The organism is Staphylococcus lugdunensis, assembly GCF_002901705.1.
Taxonomy (GTDB): Bacteria; Bacillota; Bacilli; order Staphylococcales; family Staphylococcaceae; genus Staphylococcus; species Staphylococcus lugdunensis.
The window spans coordinates 1,240,015-1,257,422 of sequence record NZ_PPPV01000012.1; the positions used below are offsets into that span (position 1 = coordinate 1,240,015).

Genomic DNA, 17,408 nt, shown 5'->3' on the forward strand with positions numbered 1-17,408 from the left:
TATGAAAGCGTTTGACAAATGGTGCTCTCGCGATGTATATTTTTTGTGAAAAAAATCACAAAGGAGCGTTTTAATAGTGAAAATTGGAATTGTAAAAGAACTTAAACCCGGAGAAGGTCGTGTCGCTTGTACACCAGAAAATGCTGAAAAATTAGTAAAAGCTGGTAATCAAGTGATGGTTGAGCATGATGCAGGTGTAGGCTCAGGCTTTTATGATGATGCATATGAAGCTGCTGGTGCAACAATCGTTACGCATGAAGAATGTTGGACAGCAGACTTGATTGTCAAAGTTAAAGAACCTGATGCAAAAGAATTTAAATTTTTCAAAGAAGGACAAGTCATCTGGGGCTTCCAACATCTTGCATCATCTAAAGAAACGGTAGAGGCTATGCAAAAAGCAGGTGTCACAGCTATTGGTGGCGAAACAATAGAAAAAGATGGTGCTGCACCTTTACTTGCACCTATGAGCGCAATTGCTGGTCGCCGTTCTATGTTAATGGGTGCTTATTATTTAGAAGCTCAACATCAAGGTGAAGGTATTCTCATTTCTGGTATAGATGCAATTTCAGGTATTCCATCAGGTAGAGTTGTTATTTTCGGTGGAGGATCAGCTGCAGTAAACGCTGCTACAATCGCTTTAGGACTACAAGCAGAAGTTACAATTATCGAGCTTAAAGACGAAAGAATTGAATGGTTAGAACAACATTTCAAAGATGATAAAGTTACCGTTGTTAAATCAACACAAGAAAATTTAGCTGAACATATTAAAACAGCTGATGTCTTTATTTCAACAATCTTATTACCTGGTCAAAAACCACCAAAATTAGTTACTCGTGACATGGTTAAATCAATGAAAACCGGTTCAGTATTAATCGATATCGCTATTGACCAAGGTGGTACGGTTGAAGGTATTCACCCAACAACAATTAGTGATCCTGTTTATGTAGAAGACGGCGTTGTTCATTATGCCGTGCCAAACCAACCAGGCGCTGTTCCACGTACATCTACTATGGTGCTAGCTGCTGGTAATATTGACTACTTAATGGCAATTAGTCAAAAAGGTATCGACCAAGCAATTAAAGATGATGCCGTATTAGCAACAGGCGTTAACATTTATCGTGGTCATGTAACTAACCAAGGACTTGCAACTTCTCATGATATGACTTATGAAGAACTATCTTCTCTTTTAAAATAAAGTACTTTAGCACTTAGTTAACACATTGTATTTAAATCATAGTTCCAAAATATAATTTTACAAAAATATAACTTAAATTAAAGGATGTTTTATCTATGACGATGAATAGTGAAGTAATAAAAACAGCAGGTTACTGTGATATACGTACCATTCAAGAAGCTAAAATGAAATTAAAAGGTATTGCTCGACAAACTCCTCTTATACAATCTATGTATTTAAGTAATAATACAACTGGTGGTAACGTTTATTTAAAACTAGAAAATATGCAATTTACAGGTTCTTTTAAATATAGAGGTGCTGCTAATAAAGTTATGCATCTTACTGATGAAGAAAAAGCTAAAGGTATCATTACAGCATCAGCAGGAAACCATGCGCAAGGTTTAGCTTTAACAGGGAAATTACTTGGCGTTGATGTTACAGTTATTATGCCAGAAGAAGCACCTATTTCTAAACAAGAGGCTACACGTGGTTATGGTGCCAAAGTTATTTTAAAAGGTGAAACCTTTAATGACTCTCGATTATATATGGAAGAGTTGGCAAAAGAAAAAGGAATGACAATCGTACATCCTTATAACGATCCAGAAGTTATGGCTGGTCAAGGTACGATTGGCTTAGAAATCTTAGATGCGATTTGGGATGTTGATACCGTGATTGTTCCAGTTGGTGGCGGCGGTCTTATTTCTGGTGTCGCAACTGCTTTAAAATCATTTAATTCATCTATCCATATTATTGGTGTACAATCCGAAAATGTTCATGGTATGGCTGAATCAATTAAACAAGGTGAAATCGTTTCACAATATAATGATCATACAATCGCTGATGGCACAGAAGTTGCTATTCCAGGTGATAAAACATTTGAAATAACAAAAGAATTAGTAGATGAATTTATTTTAGTTTCTGAAGAAGAAATTTCTAATGCGATGAAAACACTTATGCAACGAACCAAAATTATTACTGAAGGTGCTGGTGCATTACCAACAGCCGCATTACTTAGTGGAAAAATAGACCCTCGCTGGGTTAAAGATAAAAATGTTGTTGCCCTAGTTTCTGGTGGTAACGTTGACTTAAGTCGTGTATCAAATATTATTGATCACTTATTAAAACCTGCAGATACTAGTAAAGGTGTCGTTGGCTAGTTCAATCCCGTAAATTGGAGGTCGCACCATGAATACAAACTCAACAGATTTAAAGAAAAATATTGGTTTTTTTGCAGCACTTTCTCTTGTTATGGGATCTGTAATTGGATCAGGTGTATTTTTTAAAGTGTCCAATGTAACAGAAGTAACAGGCTCAACAAGTATGGCTATGCTTGTATGGTTCTTAGGTGGTCTCATGACCATTTGTGCGGGACTAACAGGTGCTGAATTGGCTGCGGCTATCCCAGAAACGGGAGGCCTCACCAAATATATTGAATATACCTATGGTGATTTTTGGGGCTTTTTATCCGGGTGGGCTCAAGCCTTTATTTACTTCCCAGCCAATATCGCAGCACTAGCGATTGTCTTTGGGACACAACTGATTAATTTGTTTCATTTGAGTCCAGCTTGGATTATTCCCATTGCCTTTCTTAGTGCTGTATCAATATTAGCATTTAACTGCATGGGTTCTAAAGTCGGTGGTATTCTACAATCCGTAACTTTAGTAATCAAACTTATTCCTATTGCCGTTATCGTAGTATTCGGCTGGTTCAATAGCAGCAATGTAGACTTCTCATTGTTCCCTATAGAAAACGGCACGCATTCAGGTTTCTTCACAGCACTTGGTAGTGGATTGCTAGCAACGATGTTTGCATATGATGGCTGGATTCACGTAGGAAATATTGCAGGAGAACTTAAAAATCCACGCAAAGATTTACCTGGCGCTATCGCAATAGGTATAGGTTGTATTATGCTAGTATATTTATTAATAAATGCTGCATTTTTAATGACATTACCTATTTCTCATATTGCCGGTAACTTAAATGCTGCCAGTGATGCTTCTAACCTATTGTTTGGACCAATTGGCGGTAAACTGGTTACCATTGGCATTTTAATATCAGTCTATGGAACAATGAATGGTTATACTATGACAGGCATGCGTATTCCATACGCAATGGCGCAAAATAATCGCTTGCCATTTAAACGTCTATTCTCAAGCTTAACACCTACAAAAGCACCATGGTTTGGTGGCATGATACAAGTAATCATTGCTACAGTAATGATTTTACTTGGCGCTTTTGATACGATTACAAATATGCTGATATTCGTTATATGGTCATTTTATTGTATGGCATTTATAGCCGTATTCTTGTTACGACGTCGAGAACCAGAGTTGCCCCGTCCGTACAAAGTGCCATTGTATCCATTTATTCCTGGTATCGCGCTTATTGCCGGTATATTCGTTCTAGTTAATACCTTAATTACACAACCGATACTAGCGTTTATTGGGATAGCTATTACGTTAGCAGGTACCCCAATATATCTTTATACTAAAAAAACAACTTAGTAGTTGTAGCTAGTATTATAGAAATTAAATATTTATTTATGTAATGGCAACAAATATATTGATACAAATCGAGAACACTCTCCAAACCATGTTATGGATGAGTGTTCTCTCGTTTTATAACTTTAAAATATTACTACACAGTCTACGTATTTTATTATTTAAATAAAATAATTAACCATTGTTTAACTTCATAGTTTATAAAAAATCAAAGAGCTTGTTCCCTTTTTGGGAAACAAGCTCTTTAATTAGTGTACTAAACCAAGACGCATCATTTGAGGCTCAGTATACTTAAGGAGTTTTTTCGTTGGTTATCTTCTAGGTTCACCGTTGACAAGAATACTACGTAAGAAATCAATAACTTTAGTTATGAAACCAAATAAATCATTCATTTTGCTCACCTCAATATATTATTGTCACTTTTATTTTAATCTCTTCTAAAATCTTTTTGGTTAATTTTTCCTACACAACCACTCTATATACCAAGCTGTAATTATGATTCAATAATGACACAAAAAAGTATGCGTTGTTGATAAAAAACATTCAGTACCTAAGTATGAATGACATTGTTTTTCTAATCAAAGCTATAATTTAATAAAAATGTTAAATTTTCTCTTTTTATTTCAAGAAATTTAAAGCAGGTTGAACATAAATCCTAAAATACTTGATACTTAAAAGCATTGAGCTTTGTCTTAATGACACTTCATATGAATAATGAAGGGAGCGAGAATACGAATTCATAATGAATTCTATCCCGCTCCCTCTTCAACTTGTCAGAGACATTGATGTCCCATCCTGTTTAATTCTAATAACCTATTAATATTTAGGAACAACCACACGCCAACCGTGTTTATCTTCCAATTTACCACTTTGAATGCCTGTGTAAGTATCGTATAATTTTTTAGTAATTTCTCCTGGTTCATTATTGTTAATTACAATTTCACGGTCTTCATAACGTAATGTTCCTACTGGTGAAATGACTGCTGCTGTACCTGAACCAAACACTTCAGTTAAAGCACCTTTATCGTATGCTTCAAATAATTCATCAACGGATACTTTACGTTCTTCAACTTCATAGCCTAATTCTTTAGCTAATTCGATGATTGATTTGCGTGTAATACCAGGTAAGATACTACCATTTAATGCTGGCGTAACTACTTTTCCGTTTTCAACGAAGAAGATGTTCATACTACCTACTTCTTCAACATATTTTTGTTCAACACCATCTAACCACAATACTTGATCATAACCTAGCTTATTCGCATTACTTTGTGCGAGTAAACTTGCAGCATAGTTTCCTGCTACTTTAGCAAATCCAACACCACCGCGTACGGCACGTACATATTCATCTTCGACATAAATCTTTGTTGATTTCAATGTGTCTCCACCATAATATGCACCTGATGGTGATAAAATAATTAATAATTTATATTGGTGTGATGGACGCACGCCAAGGATACCTTCCGTTGCAAAAACAAATGGCCGAATATATAATGATTGGCCTTCTCCTTCTGGTACCCAGTCGCGTTCTACATCAACTAATTGTTTTAATCCCTCTAATAATACATCTTCATCAATTTTCGGCATCTCTAAACGTGCTAAAGAATCGTTAATACGTTTAAAGTTTTGGTCTGGACGGAATAAGACAACCTCATCATTCGTTTTATATGCTTTTAACCCTTCAAAAACGGCTTGTCCATAATGTAAACCTTGTGCGGCTGGTGATACTTCTAATGGTGCATACGGTACGATTTTTAAATCATGCCAACCTTTATCGATATCATAGTCATAACTGAGCATGTAATCTGTGAAATATTGTCCAAATCCTAAACCAGCAGTATCTGGTTTTTCTTTAAGTGCTTGACGTTCTACAAATTTTACTTTTTCTGACATGAATATTGCCTCCTAAAAATTTCCGTTATCAATAATTATATGTAATTATAGCAATCTCAACGGCGTCTTTCAATAAATTTTCTAAAAATTCAAAATATATCAGAATATTAACCGTTATTTAACAAGCATAACAAAACTCTTACCCCTTAAGCATTTTTCAAGCTTATGAGGTAAGAGTTATCCTATTTTTTATTGATATGCATCGTGTTTGAAGATATATTTATATTTTGTCTTTCGCTTCAATTGCTCGAAGCATAATCTTAGTCATCTTAGGTAAATCGTATTGAGGATTAAAGCCCCATTCATTGCGTGAACAACTTGTATCAATACTGTCAGGCCAAGTATCCGCAATGCCTTGACGATCTGGATCCACTTCATAATCTAAAACAAAATTTGGATAGTATTGTTGAATCGCTTCTTTGAGCATTTCTGGTTCAAAGCTCATTGCACTAAGATTATAACCATTGCGTGTTACTAAATTTTCACTATCTGCTTCCATTAGTTTGATGATGGCATCAATCGCGTCATCCATAAACATCATATCCATATATGTGTCTTTAGCTATATAGCTAGTGTAACGCCCTTCACGAACAGCTTTAAAGTATATTTCAACAGCATAATCAGTCGTGCCGCCCCCTGGTTCTTTAACATAAGATATAAGCCCTGGAAATCTGACACTACGTGTATCTACACCAAACTTTTCATAGTAATATTGGCATAATAATTCTCCAGCTACTTTATTCACACCATACATCGTTGTTGGTCGTTGGATGGTCACTTGTGGCGTATTTACTTTTGGTGTTGAGCTACCAAAAGCACCTATTGAACTTGGCGTAAAGAAGTGCAAGTCATATTCTCTTGCTGCTTCTAGCGCGTTCATAAGTCCACCCATATTTAATTCCCATGCTAATAACGGTTTTTTCTCAGCAGTCGCTGATAATAAAGCAGCCATATGCATCAATGAATCTGCTTCAAAATCCTTAACAATCTCAAACATACGATCCTTATCAGTCACATCTAAAATTTCAAAAGGACCATCTTTCACAGGTGAATCTGCTTCAGGCTCTCTAATATCAGTAGCTAAAACATTGTCTGTGCCATAAATTTCTCTACATTTACCTACTAATTCCGTACCAATTTGTCCTAAAGCACCCGTAATCATTATTCTTTTCATAAAAATATACGCTCCCTTTGTTTTTGCTAAAAGTATTTTTGTCCTTACTATATGTACATTACCTGTATTTACACAAATATTATAATATAAAAACGCTTACATGTATATACACAAAGTACATTTTTACTAACTAATTTTAAAATATTAGCTTTTTAATTCATCAAATATTCAATTTATTATAAATATGATTGTTATTAAGTGATATTTCGATACTCATTAAACATTCGAAACTAGGTTCTTTTCATTCAATAATAGATCCTGATATAAAAATTCACAGTAATTACATATTGTTTTTTGATTTACGTTGTGCTAAATTAAAATTTATAAATAAAAGGCAGTCCTAGTTTTACTTCATTGCCTTGTGATTTTACAGTTCATTGTAAAACTATTTATAAACTTTTGACGCCGGGTAGAAAACAGGGACAATAATATGTATGTTTTCTACCCAACAATAGCAATTGGGAATATGCTGCACTTTTAAGTGTACGCTATTCCTTGATGTCTATTGCATTATCTTTATTAATTAGCAATTACTTAATCCACTAATTTTTAGCCATCATAATCTTCTAAATCTAAACTCATTTATTGCGACTGACTCATTTTTAAGCGCATAAGATGTCAGGCGTTTCCGACAATGTCTTTACCACTTATTGAACTTATAATATGCTGAGTAAATTCTTGAAAGGACGTGTTACTCACATGTTTCAAGCAATCTCCCATGGCTTTTTATTAGCATTAGGCTTAATTTTACCTTTAGGCGCACAGAATGTCTTTGTGTTTAATCAAGGCGCTAATCATAAGCATTTCATAAGCACACTGCCTGTCATTATCACAGCAGGATTGTGTGATAGCGTGTTAATATTGCTAGCCGTTCTAGGCGTATCACTTATCTTAATCTCACTGCCTATGTTACAACTCGTCATTTTTCTTGTTGGCTTCATTTTTTTATTATATATCGCTAGGTCATTGTGGCGTGAACAACCGGCTGATTTAAAATCACAACCTCCTATGTCTGCTAAGAAGCAAATTAGTTTTACTTTATCAGTATCATTACTTAATCCACATGCTATTATGGATACTATTGGAGTCATTGGTACAAGTTCAACATTATATCAAGGTCTAGACAAATGGTGGTTTACATTTGCAACAATAAGTGTTTCTTGGTTTTGGTTTATTTTATTAGCAATTATTGGTAAAGTCATCGGTCATCTCGATAAAACAGGTAAATATATCATCCTGTTAAATAAGATTTCAAGTCTTATTATTTTAATTGTCGCCTGTATTATTGTTAAAAATATGATTCAGTTAATCATAAAGATATAAAAAAGATGATAAATGGCCTATTGAGACAAACCTTCTATCATCCTTTATTTTTACGATACATAACCTTCATAATCGTAAGTTGCTCTATTTTTCAACAGTTCTGCTAAACTTTGTTGATAATAAATTAATTTCTCATCCGCTTCTCTTATCGTCATCCAACGTACTGTGGATATTTCATTTGGCACCTGGATTTGAGTCGCAAATGACGTAACCGTTACACGAAACATAAAGAATAGTGTGTGGACATCCATGGATCGTGACTTGCCCTCATTAATACTTAATATATCACCAATTTGTCCTTCCAAACCTGTTTCTTCCATAATTTCTCTCTTTACAGCCTCTACTAACGTTTCTTCCGGCTCAACTTTACCTCCAGGCAATGACCAACCTCCACCGTCTGTGTTATGTACAAGTAAGACTTGTCCATCTTCATTTTGAATTAATGCATATACAACTTTTAATTCTTTCATATTTTAACCTTCAATCATTCGGAATTTCAAAACGGCTGACTAACTGCCCATTTTTCTTAATATAAGGTGCTATTTCATAGCCAGCACAATGCTTTATAACTGCTTGAGACGCATAATTTTTAGGATTGCACGTCATTAAAACTTTATCAACATTCAATTCTTTCAATATTTTCTTCGCTTCTTTGAGCATATATAAAGCGATGCCTTGACCTCTCTGAGATTTCACTACACCATAACCTACATGACCGCCTATATTGGTCAAACGTTGATTTAACTGATGTCGAATATCTACCGCACCAACAATTTCATCATTTTTAAAACAAAATAGTGTTGTTGTAGGAACCCAATCCTTATGTACACCTTTGTTATTCAATTCCTCAACCATATGTTTAAAGGAAGTGTAGTTGGCTAAATCAGTATTGTTAGGCACAATCGGTTCATTGTTATGATACCACGCTTCTACATAATGTCTTAAAGCAACTTCATCTTTGTTGCGTAATGGTCTCAGTTCTAACATACAAAATATCTCTCTTTCATTAATTTAATTGCCGTTATTAGCTTTAGTTTAGACTAACAATCTTTACGTTTGGTGTTGTGTTAATTTATTTTTATTGAAGCACTTGTTTCAACATATTTTATGATTTTTATTGCTGTTTTTTAGTGCTTTCTTATAAAAATAATGTGCAACGACAATATCGACAATTGCTAATCCAACTGATTTAAATAGCGTTACTTCTTTATTGTCTTCACGTCCTAGAATGTTTCCCGCTACAATATCACCTAACTCTCCATACAGTGAGTTTACTGTAATTAAACCTTCATCTTGTGGTACTTTTAAATCCCCTGTCTCTTCCATGGCTGCTTCAACCGATTCTACAACAATTTTATTAGCAACTAACATTGATTCTGATGGTAATTCTTGCATATCTGGCTTAAATGAACCTACCGCATTTAAATGCACTCCAGGCTTTAGCGAACGAGAATAAACTGGGTAACTAGAATTCGTAGCAGTTACAATAATGTCGGCTTTTTCCATAGCATCATCGGCCACATTAAAAACTTTTGTTGTAACGTGATATTTTTTAGCAACTGTATCTGCGAATTGATTGGCTTTTTCTTTAGTACGACTTGAAAAATGAACAGTATCTATATTTCTCACTGCCATAACTGCAGCCACTAATCCTTGTGCTTGGTCCCCTGCACCTATCACGCATAATGTTTTAGCTTCTTCACGTGCTAAGTATTTAGTTGCAACACCGGAAATAGCACCTGTGCGAATTTTGGTTAAATAATTCCCATCTAACACAGCTAGTGTTTCTCCAGTCTCATAGTCACTTAATAATACAGAACCAGTAATTGTTTTTTTACCTTTTTCAGGATTTTCTGGTGCAAATGTTACAGTTTTGATACCAACAATTTTTAACTCATCTGAAAGCGCAGGCATAACCAAATATTTATTTTCATTATTAAATGGTAATACATAGCGTAATGGTGTTTCTGTCTTTCCCTCTGAAAAAGCTTTCAGTGCATGAGCAACTTCATCGATCACTTCTTTCATATTCAATAATTGCTGTTGATCTTGTTCATTTATAACTAACATTCCCAGACCTCCATACAAGTGTGTTTACGCATTTCAGTTTAGCATTTCACTCCATAAAAAACATCCACTAGCTTTGTAGCCAGTGGATAATGATAGTTTACACTATTCGATTGTGCCTAATGCTTTACCTACTTTTTCATAAGCCGCAATTGCTTTATCTAACATTTCTTTCGTATGCGCTGCAGTAGGCATATTTCTTACTCGACCAGTGCCACGTGGTACTGTTGGAAAGACGATTGATTTTACATATATACCTTCGTCTTTTAAGCGTTTACTAAATTCTTGAGTTTCTTTTTCATCTCCAATAATAACCGGAGTAATTGGTGTCTCTGATTCACCTGTATTAAAGCCGAGTTTTGCTAATCCGTCTTTTAGATATCGTGCATTATCCCAGAGTTTGTCATGCAACTCAGTAGAAGCCATTAATTTTTTTACAGCTTCTGTAATAGCTTTAGTATCACCAGGGGCTAATGATGTAGAGAATAAAAATGGTCTAGATTGTGCCTTTAACCAATCTATTAACGCTTTCGTACCTGCTACGTAACCACCAACAACACCAATGGCCTTAGAAAGTGTACCGATTTGGAAATCAATCTTATCTTGTAAACCAAAATGTTTAACGGTTCCAGCACCATTACCCATAACTCCTGAACCATGTGCATCATCCACATAAGTGATTAAACCAAACTCTTCAGCAATTTCTACAATTTCAGGTAACTTGGCAACATCACCATCCATGCTAAATACGCCATCAGTAATATACATTACTTTATTATATTTACCAGATTCAACAGCCTCTTTAGCTTTAGCTCTTAAGTCATCCATATCTGAGTGATTTACACGAATGATTTTAGCTTTAGATAATCGGCAACCATCAATAATTGAAGCATGGTTTAATTCATCTGATAAAATCGCGTCATTTTTGTTCATGACTGCCGAAATTGCAGCCATATTGCAATTAAACCCAGATTGATATGCGATGGCTGCTTCAGTTCCTTTAAATTGCGCTAATGTTTCTTCTAACTCATCATGTAAGTCTAATGTGCCATTAATTGAGCGTACAGCACCTGCGCCTACACCATGTGAATCGATTGCAGATTTAGCTGCCGTTTTTAAATCTTCGTTAGTAGCCAGTCCTAAGTAATTATTTGAAGATAGGTTAATATACGTTTTACCATTAATAGTAATTTCAGGACCATTGGCACCTTCGATTGAATCGATTTCATTATATAAACCGTTGTCTTTTAAATATTGAATATTTTCTTCTAAAAAGTTGTGTAATGATTGAACCACAAATATGTCCCCCTTGTATTCGAATTTCACATTTATCATACCTTATTTTAATCGCTCATGAAAGCCTTATCATTATTGCAGTATGATTATTTTTTCATTTATTAAATCAATCCCTCAGTTTGGGATATAACTGTAACGAATTAAAATAGCACTGTCAAAGTATTTCTTTCGAGTGTTATTTCTAACTAAAGGGATTAAAACTGAAGTTTCTATTAATAGTTTATGATGCCTCATGTTATCGTTTTTATACATAAAGTAGCTCGTTCATTTTGTTTAGTAACATTGATTAAATGCTATAAAAGTTCCTTGTTTTTTTAAAGTATTTTAAATATGAAAACTCATATAAATACCCTGTATTTTAGTGAGACACTTAAGCGAATAGGACAAGCTGAAACTTCCCCTAAGCAAGCGAGTCAATCATACGGAATATTATTGTGAAATTTATGTCCAGCCTAATATAAAAATGGCATAATCAATTTTATAAATAAAAGATTTTTATTCACATCTATATCGCTCGTGCAGAGTCTGATATACTAAGAAATACGAACATAATGGAGGAAGTGAAACACGTGTTAGATTGGTTTCAATTAGCGAGTCATAAAGAAAATCGAATGATTCAAATGCGTCGCTATATGCATCAGTATCCCGAACCATCATTCGAAGAAACTTGGACTCATAATTATATTTTAAATCAACTTAGCCATCTTGACTGTGATATCGAAGCCCCAGTTGGCCGCAATGGTATTAAGGCGACTTTCAAAGGGAATGAAGAAGGCCCTACTATAGCCTTTCGCGCTGATTTCGATGCATTACCTGTAACAGAATTGAATGATGTGCCTTACAAATCGCGACATGAAGGCTTTATGCATGCTTGTGGTCATGATGGTCATACCGCTATTTTACTTGGTGTAGCAGAAATTATTCATGAGCATCGTCATTTGTTAAAAGGGAATGTCGTCTGCATATTCCAATATGGTGAAGAGATCATGCCTGGCGGTTCTCAAGAAATGATAGAAGATGGCTGTTTACAAGATGTTGATAAAATTTATGGCACACACTTATGGAGTGGTTATGAAACAGGCACGATTTATTCTAGACCCGGTGCAATCATGGCAAGCCCTGACGAATTCTCAGTTACCATAAAAGGCAGAGGTGGACACGGTGCAAAGCCACATGAAACGATAGATCCTATCGTTATTATGGCTGAATTTATATTAAGTGCACAAAAAATTATTTCTCGTACGATAGACCCTGTTAAAGAAGCTGTATTAACATTTGGTATGATTCAAGCTGGTTCATCTGATAGTGTTATTCCTGATAGTGCTTTCTGTAAAGGTACCGTGCGAACATTTGATACTGACATACAAGAGCACGTCGAAATGCGTATGGACAAACTACTACAGGGACTAGCTTTAGCCAATGATATTACTTATGATTTAGAATACATTAAAGGCTATTTACCAGTGCATAATCATCCACAAGCATACGCTCAAGTGAAACAAGCATCGAATGACTTGCACTTAAGATTTAACGAGTCTGATTTAATGATGATTGGAGAAGACTTTTCTCACTATTTAAAAGTGCGTCCAGGTGCCTTTTTCTTAACGGGATGTGGCAATGTAGATAAAGGAATAACAGCACCTCATCATAATCCACATTTTGATATTGATGAGTCCGCATTTAAGTATGCGGCTAGTGTCTTCTTAAAAATACTAGAATTAGAACATGTTTTTTAACTGAAAAAGCTACGCCATCAAAGATACAATCAAGTATCGTCATGGCGTAGCTTTTACTTATATAACAATTCTAAATCTAAAAAAGCCCCCTAAAGGGAGCTTTGAATAATTAAATTATTCCATGATTTCAGTTACAACGCCTGATCCTACAGTACGTCCACCTTCACGAATTGAGAAACGAGTTCCGTCTTCGATAGCGATTGGAGCGATTAATTCAACTGTCATTTCAACGTTGTCGCCAGGCATAACCATTTCTGTACCTTCTGGTAAGTTAACAACACCAGTTACGTCTGTAGTACGGAAATAGAATTGTGGGCGGTAGTTTGAGAAGAATGGTGTATGACGTCCACCTTCATCTTTAGATAAAACATATACGTCAGCTTTAAATTTAGTGTGAGGTGTAATTGAACCTGGAGCAGCTAATACTTGTCCACGTTGTACATCTTCACGAGCAACACCACGTAATAACGCACCGATGTTGTCACCAGCTTCAGCGTAGTCTAATAATTTACGGAACATTTCTACACCAGTAACAGTTGTTTTAGTAGTATCGTGGATACCAATAATTTCAACTTCTTCACCGACTTTGATTTGACCACGTTCAACACGGCCTGTAGCAACAGTACCACGACCAGTGATTGAGAATACGTCCTCAACTGGCATCATGAATGGTTTGTCAGAGTCACGTTCTGGAGTTGGAATGTAGTTATCAACTGCATCCATTAATTCTAAGATTTTAGCTTCGTATTTTTCGTCGCCTTCTAAAGCTTTTAATGCTGAACCAGCGATTACAGGCACATCGTCACCTGGGAAGTCATATTCAGTTAATAAATCACGAACTTCCATTTCTACTAATTCTAATAATTCTTCATCGTCAACCATGTCAACTTTGTTTAAGAATACTACTAATGCTGGCACACCAACGTTACGTGATAAAAGAATGTGTTCACGAGTTTGTGGCATTGGACCATCTGCAGCAGAAACTACTAAGATACCGCCGTCCATTTGAGCAGCACCAGTAATCATGTTTTTAACATAGTCAGCGTGTCCTGGGCAGTCAACGTGCGCATAGTGACGTTTATCAGTTTGATATTCGATGTGTGCAGTATTGATTGTAATACCACGTTCTTTTTCTTCTGGAGCGTTGTCAATCATGTCGTATGATTGTGCTACAGTGTCACCATTTTTTGCTAATACAGTTGCAATTGCAGCTGTTAAAGTAGTTTTACCATGGTCAACGTGACCGATAGTACCAATATTGGCATGTTCTTTTGAGCGATCGAATTTTTCTTTTGCCATTATTAAATCTCTCCTCTTCTAGTTAAAAGTTATTTCAATATTATCTCTCATGACAGTTTCTCACCATCATGAGAATATAATAGATTGAGTTGCCTCAAAGAAATTCATAATTCCTTTATAATGCATTTTCTACAAAAAATCAATTGTAAAAGCGTGAGCAAAGTTGTTTTAACTCAAAGTGTATTTTAACCTAGTTAGCACGGTTAAAACAAGTTAAATTATTCGCCTTTGTTTTTCTTAATGATTTCTTCAGAAATTGATTTTGGAACTTCTGCATAGTGGTCAAAGTACATTGTGTAAGTACCGCGACCTTGTGTGTTAGAACGTAATGATGTTGCATAACCGAACATTTCTGAAAGCGGTACATAAGCGTTAACAACTTGTGCATTACCACGAGGTTCCATACCATCAACACGTCCACGACGAGCTGTTACGTCACCCATGATATCACCCATGTATTCTTCAGGCATTTCGATTGTAACTTTCATCATTGGTTCTAAGATAACTGGATCACATTTTTTAGCAGCTTCTTTAAGCGCTAATGATGCAGCAATTTTGAAGGCCATTTCTGATGAATCGACATCATGGTATGAACCATCAAATAATTTAGCTTTAACATCAATTAGTGGATAACCAGCTAAGACACCATTTTCCATAGCATCTTTTAGACCTGCTTCAACTGATGGAATGTATTCACGAGGAACTACACCACCAACGATTGCGTTTTCGAATTCGAAACCAGCGCCAGTTTCATTAGGTGTAAATTCAATGTGAACATCACCGTATTGACCACGTCCACCAGATTGACGAGAGAATTTACCTTGAACTTGTGCAGCTTTTTTGAATGTTTCACGGTAAGAAACCATCGGCGCACCTACATTACATTCAACGTTGAATTCTTTTTTCATACGGTCAACCAAGATGTCTAAGTGTAATTCACCCATACCACCAATGATAACTTGTCCAGTTTCATCATCGGTATGTGCATGGAATGTTGGGTCTTCTTCTTGTAATTTAACTAAAGCTGTTGTCATTTTATCTTGGTCAGCTTTAGATTTTGGTTCAACTGATAAGTGGATAACAGGTTCTGGGAATTCCATTGATTCCAAGATAATGTCATTTTTCTCACCACATAAAGTATCACCTGTACCTGTGTCTTTAAGACCTACCGCAGCAGCGATATCGCCTGAGTACACGGTACTAATTTCTTGACGTGAGTTTGCATGCATTTGTAATAAACGACCTACACGTTCACGTTTACCTTTTGTAGAGTTTTTCACGTATGAACCAGATGATAATGTACCTGAGTACACACGGAAGAATGTTAATTTACCAACATAAGGGTCAGTCATTACTTTGAAAGCCAATGCAGCAAATTCTGCATCATCGTCTGCTTTCGCGATAACTTCTTCGTCTGGATTTTCAGAACGGTGACCAATGATTGGTTTAACATCTAATGGTGATGGTAAATAGTCAATTACTGCATCTAGCATTAATTGAACACCTTTATTTTTGAAAGCTGTACCGCAAAGTACTGGGTAAAATTCTACATTTGTAGTAGCTTCACGAATCGCTTCTTTTAATTCAGGAACAGTAATTTCTTCGTCACCAAGATATTTTTCCATTAACTCATCGCTTGTTTCAGCAACGGCTTCAATTAATGTTGCACGTGCTTCTTCAGCTTTTTCTTTATGGCTATCTGGGATTTCGATTTCTTCAATTTCAGTACCTAAATCATTGTTGTATTTGAAACATTTCATTTCGACTAAGTCGATGATTGCTTCAAAGTCATCTTCAGCACCAATTGGTAATTGGATAGGTTGTGCATTTGCTTGTAAGCGATCATGTAATGTGCTTACAGAGTAGTCAAAATTCGCACCTAATTTATCCATTTTGTTTACGAATACAATACGAGGTACGCCATAAGTTGTAGCTTGGCGCCATACTGTTTCAGTTTGTGGTTCTACACCTGATTGTGCATCAAGTACAGTAACCGCACCATCAAGTACACGTAAAGAACGTTCAACCTCAACAGTGAAGTCTACGTGTCCTGGTGTATCGATGATGTTAACACGGTGACCATTCCATTGCGCAGTTGTAGCAGCTGACGTAATAGTGATACCGCGATCTTGCTCTTGTTCCATCCAGTCCATTTGTGAAGCACCTTCATGTGTTTCACCAATTTTGTGGATACGACCTGTGTAATAAAGAATACGTTCAGTCGTAGTTGTTTTACCAGCATCAATGTGAGCCATGATACCGATGTTACGAGTATTTTTCAAAGAAAAGTCTCTTGCCATGTATTTTTTCTCCTTCCAGTATTTACTGAATAAGTACTTTAGATATGGCGATGCCCTAAGCATGTACCAGCACTGGTAAACCAATGGATTGGAGCACGCTCAGGGTAAAAGCTTTCATTTTACCAGCGGTAGTGCGCGAATGCTTTGTTCGCTTCAGCCATTTTGTGAGTATCCTCACGTTTCTTAACTGCACCACCTGTATTATTAGCTGCATCTAAAATTTCGTTAGCTAAACGATCTTCCATCGTTTTTTCACCACGAAGACGCGCATAGTTTACTAACCAACGTAAACCTAATGTTGTACGACGTTCTGGACGAACTTCAACTGGTACTTGATAGTTAGAACCACCTACACGACGAGCTTTAACTTCTAATACTGGCATAATATTATTGATTGCTTCTTCGAATACTTCTAATGCATCTCGACCGCTGCGTTGTTCAACTAAGTCGAAAGCAGAATAAAGAATTCTTTGTGCTGTTCCACGTTTACCGTCTAACATAATTTTGTTAATCAATTTCGTAACTAACTTAGAGTTATGAATTGGATCTGGTAATACGTCTCTTTTAGGTACTGATCCTTTACGAGGCATAATTAAAATCCTCCCTTCACATTATAGTATATTTTTAGTTTTCTCATTTAAAAT

Annotated in this window: 14 protein-coding genes; 5 read left to right on the forward strand and 9 right to left on the reverse strand. The window is 35.8% G+C overall.

Features of this window, described 5'->3' with window-relative positions:
* Positions 1–76: 76 nt before the first annotated feature.
* From CD041_RS06645 to CD041_RS06655, 3 genes are all read left to right on the forward strand, one after another.
* Positions 77–1,195 (forward strand): alanine dehydrogenase, encoded by a 1,119-nt coding sequence (locus CD041_RS06645; RefSeq protein WP_070647776.1) that lies wholly within the window; start codon positions 77–79, stop codon positions 1,193–1,195.
* 95 nt (positions 1,196–1,290) lie between these two features.
* Positions 1,291–2,331 (forward strand): bifunctional threonine ammonia-lyase/L-serine ammonia-lyase TdcB, encoded by a 1,041-nt coding sequence (tdcB, locus tag CD041_RS06650; protein WP_002459921.1) that lies wholly within the window; start codon positions 1,291–1,293, stop codon positions 2,329–2,331.
* Between the two features lie 28 nt (positions 2,332–2,359).
* A complete protein-coding gene (locus tag CD041_RS06655; protein ID WP_002459922.1) occupies positions 2,360–3,679 on the forward strand; it encodes an APC family permease in 1,320 nt (439 codons plus the stop codon).
* Positions 3,680–4,492: 813 nt separating this feature from the next.
* On the opposite strand, the gene CD041_RS06660 is transcribed toward CD041_RS06655, so the two are convergent.
* On the reverse strand, positions 4,493–5,569 hold the full coding sequence (locus CD041_RS06660; protein ID WP_002459923.1) for a branched-chain amino acid aminotransferase: 1,077 nt from the start codon (positions 5,567–5,569) through the stop codon (positions 4,493–4,495).
* A gap of 220 nt (positions 5,570–5,789) precedes the next feature.
* Complete coding sequence (locus CD041_RS06665; protein WP_002479454.1) at positions 5,790–6,743, reverse strand: NAD-dependent epimerase/dehydratase family protein; 954 nt, start codon at positions 6,741–6,743, stop codon at positions 5,790–5,792.
* Positions 6,744–7,442: 699 nt separating this feature from the next.
* On the opposite strand from CD041_RS06665, the gene CD041_RS06670 reads away from it, so the two are divergent.
* A complete protein-coding gene (locus CD041_RS06670; protein ID WP_070647775.1) occupies positions 7,443–8,066 on the forward strand; it encodes a LysE/ArgO family amino acid transporter in 624 nt (207 codons plus the stop codon).
* Positions 8,067–8,116: 50 nt separating this feature from the next.
* On the opposite strand, the gene CD041_RS06675 is transcribed toward CD041_RS06670, so the two are convergent.
* The 4 genes from CD041_RS06675 to CD041_RS06690 all read right to left on the reverse strand — a co-directional run bounded on the left by CD041_RS06675 (position 8,117) and on the right by CD041_RS06690 (position 11,429).
* Positions 8,117–8,536 carry an NUDIX hydrolase gene (locus CD041_RS06675; protein WP_002492975.1) on the reverse strand — a complete coding sequence of 140 codons (420 nt, stop codon included), beginning with the start codon at positions 8,534–8,536 and terminating at the stop codon, positions 8,117–8,119.
* A 10-nt stretch (positions 8,537–8,546) separates the two neighbouring features.
* Positions 8,547–9,053, reverse strand: a complete 507-nt coding sequence (locus tag CD041_RS06680; RefSeq protein ID WP_002459927.1) for a GNAT family N-acetyltransferase — start codon at positions 9,051–9,053, stop codon at positions 8,547–8,549.
* Between the two features lie 108 nt (positions 9,054–9,161).
* Positions 9,162–10,136, reverse strand: a complete 975-nt coding sequence (locus CD041_RS06685) for an ornithine cyclodeaminase family protein (RefSeq protein WP_070647774.1) — start codon at positions 10,134–10,136, stop codon at positions 9,162–9,164.
* Between the two features lie 102 nt (positions 10,137–10,238).
* The gene (locus CD041_RS06690; protein WP_002479459.1) at positions 10,239–11,429 is read right to left on the reverse strand and encodes a glycine C-acetyltransferase; all 1,191 of its coding nucleotides are present in this window, start codon (positions 11,427–11,429) and stop codon (positions 10,239–10,241) included.
* A gap of 569 nt (positions 11,430–11,998) precedes the next feature.
* On the opposite strand from CD041_RS06690, the gene CD041_RS06700 reads away from it, so the two are divergent.
* Positions 11,999–13,165: a M20 family metallopeptidase gene (locus CD041_RS06700; protein ID WP_002479460.1), complete on the forward strand. Its 1,167-nt coding sequence runs from the start codon at positions 11,999–12,001 to the stop codon at positions 13,163–13,165.
* Between the two features lie 114 nt (positions 13,166–13,279).
* Here the strand turns inward: CD041_RS06700 and tuf are convergent, their stop codons facing one another.
* From tuf to rpsG, 3 genes are all read right to left on the reverse strand, one after another.
* On the reverse strand, positions 13,280–14,464 hold the full coding sequence (tuf, locus tag CD041_RS06705) for an elongation factor Tu (protein ID WP_002459931.1): 1,185 nt from the start codon (positions 14,462–14,464) through the stop codon (positions 13,280–13,282).
* Between the two features lie 218 nt (positions 14,465–14,682).
* A complete protein-coding gene (gene fusA / locus CD041_RS06710; protein WP_002479461.1) occupies positions 14,683–16,764 on the reverse strand; it encodes an elongation factor G in 2,082 nt (693 codons plus the stop codon).
* Positions 16,765–16,883: 119 nt separating this feature from the next.
* Complete coding sequence (gene rpsG, locus CD041_RS06715) at positions 16,884–17,354, reverse strand: 30S ribosomal protein S7 (protein WP_001137495.1); 471 nt, start codon at positions 17,352–17,354, stop codon at positions 16,884–16,886.
* Positions 17,355–17,408: the final 54 nt, after the last annotated feature.